Annotated in this window: 1 rRNA gene; it reads left to right on the plus strand. The window is 50.9% G+C overall.

Going from position 1 to position 2,634, the window contains the following annotated elements:
• Positions 1 to 2,525 (plus strand): 23S ribosomal RNA (locus tag CSQ92_RS28445); the annotation flags it as partial.
• Between the last annotated feature and the right edge of the window lie 109 nt (positions 2,526 to 2,634).

The raw sequence follows: 2,634 nt of genomic DNA on the forward strand, positions 1-2,634 counted from the left end.
TACTAAGCGTACGACAAGTAGGGCGGGACACGTGACATCCTGTCTGAATATGGGGGGACCATCCTCCAAGGCTAAATACTCGTAATCGACCGATAGTGAACCAGTACCGTGAGGGAAAGGCGAAAAGAACCCCGGAAGGGGAGTGAAATAGATCCTGAAACCGTGTGCATACAAACAGTAGGAGCGGACTTGTTCCGTGACTGCGTACCTTTTGTATAATGGGTCAGCGACTTACATTCAGTGGCAAGGTTAACCAGATAGGGAAGCCGTAGAGAAATCGAGTCCGAATAGGGCGATCAGTCGCTGGGTGTAGACCCGAAACCAAGTGATCTACTCATGGCCAGGATGAAGGTGCGGTAACACGCCCTGGAGGTCCGAACCCACTAATGTTGAAAAATTAGGGGATGAGCTGTGGGTAGGGGTGAAAGGCTAAACAAACTTGGAAATAGCTGGTTCTCTCCGAAAACTATTTAGGTAGTGCCTCAAGTATCACCATCGGGGGTAGAGCACTGTTATGGCTAGGGGGTCATTGCGACTTACCAAACCATTGCAAACTCCGAATACCGATGAGTGCGAGCTTGGGAGACAGACGTCGGGTGCTAACGTCCGGCGTCAAGAGGGAAACAACCCAGACCGCCAGCTAAGGTCCCAAAGATTGGCTAAGTGGAAAACGAAGTGGGAAGGCTAAAACAGTCAGGATGTTGGCTTAGAAGCAGCCATCATTTAAAGAAAGCGTAATAGCTCACTGATCGAGTCGTCCTGCGCGGAAGATGTAACGGGGCTAAGCCAGTCACCGAAGCTGCGGATATATAGCAATATATATGGTAGGAGAGCGTTCTGTAAGCCTGCGAAGGTGTCTTGTAAAGGATGCTGGAGGTATCAGAAGTGCGAATGCTGACATGAGTAGCGATAATGGGGGTGAAAAGCCTCCACGCCGTAAGCCCAAGGTTTCCTGTTCAACGTTCATCGGAGCAGGGTGAGTCGGCCCCTAAGGCGAGGCAGAGATGCGTAGCTGATGGGAAGCAGGTTAATATTCCTGCACCGTCGTATGATGCGATGGGGGGACGGATCGCGGAAGGTTGTCCAACTGTTGGAATAGTTGGTTTTTGGCTCATAGAAGGCACTTAGGCAAATCCGGGTGCGGAATTCAAGGGGTTGAGACGAGTGAACTTGTTCACGAAGCAATCGGAAGTGGTTCCAAGAAAAGCCTCTAAGCTTCAGTCATACGAGACCGTACCGCAAACCGACACAGGTGGGCGAGATGAGTATTCTAAGGCGCTTGAGAGAACTCGGGAGAAGGAACTCGGCAAATTGGTACCGTAACTTCGGGAAAAGGTACGCCCCGGTAGCTTGATTGGTTTACTCCATGAGGGTGAAAGGGTTGCAATAAACTGGTGGCTGCGACTGTTTAATAAAAACACAGCACTCTGCAAACACGAAAGTGGACGTATAGGGTGTGACGCCTGCCCGGTGCTGGAAGATTAAATGATGGGGTGCAAGCTCTTGATTGAAGTCCCAGTAAACGGCGGCCGTAACTATAACGGTCCTAAGGTAGCGAAATTCCTTGTCGGGTAAGTTCCGACCTGCACGAATGGCGTAACGATGGCCACACTGTCTCCTCCCGAGACTCAGCGAAGTTGAAATGTTTGTGATGATGCAATCTACCCGCGGCTAGACGGAAAGACCCCATGAACCTTTACTGTAGCTTTGCATTGGACTTTGAACCAATCTGTGTAGGATAGGTGGGAGGCTTTGAAGCGGGGACGCTAGTTCTCGTGGAGCCAACCTTGAAATACCACCCTGGTTTGTTTGAGGTTCTAACCTTGGTCCGTTATCCGGATCGGGGACAGTGCATGGTAGGCAGTTTGACTGGGGCGGTCTCCTCCTAAAGTGTAACGGAGGAGTTCGAAGGTACGCTAGATACGGTCGGACATCGTGTTGATAGTGCAATGGCATAAGCGTGCTTAACTGCGAGACTGACAAGTCGAGCAGGTACGAAAGTAGGACATAGTGATCCGGTGGTTCTGTATGGAAGGGCCATCGCTCAACGGATAAAAGGTACTCTGGGGATAACAGGCTGATTCCTCCCAAGAGTTCATATCGACGGGGGAGTTTGGCACCTCGATGTCGGCTCATCACATCCTGGGGCTGTAGCCGGTCCCAAGGGTATGGCTGTTCGCCATTTAAAGTGGTACGTGAGCTGGGTTTAAAACGTCGTGAGACAGTTTGGTCCCTATCTGCCGTGGGCGTTGGAAATTTGAAGGGGGCTGCTCCTAGTACGAGAGGACCGGAGTGGACGAACCTCTGGTGTACCGGTTGTCACGCCAGTGGCATTGCCGGGTAGCTAAGTTCGGAAGAGATAACCGCTGAAAGCATCTAAGCGGGAAACTTGCCTTGAGATGAGATTTCCCAGAGCCTTGAGCTCTTTGAAGGGTCGTTCGAGACCAGGACGTTGATAGGCTGGGTGTGGAAGTGCAGTAATGCATTAAGCTAACCAGTACTAATTGCCCGTACGGCTTGTCCCTATAACCTTAGCAGGTACAGAGGATAAGACGGTACAACGTTGCGTGTGTGTTGATACTACCAGTCATTACCCCAATCTTTGCTTCTTCCAGATTCATGGCCTTGTCGTCC

It is taken from the genome of Janthinobacterium sp. BJB446 (assembly GCF_002735655.1).
Lineage (GTDB): Bacteria > Pseudomonadota > Gammaproteobacteria > Burkholderiales > Burkholderiaceae_D > Janthinobacterium > Janthinobacterium lividum.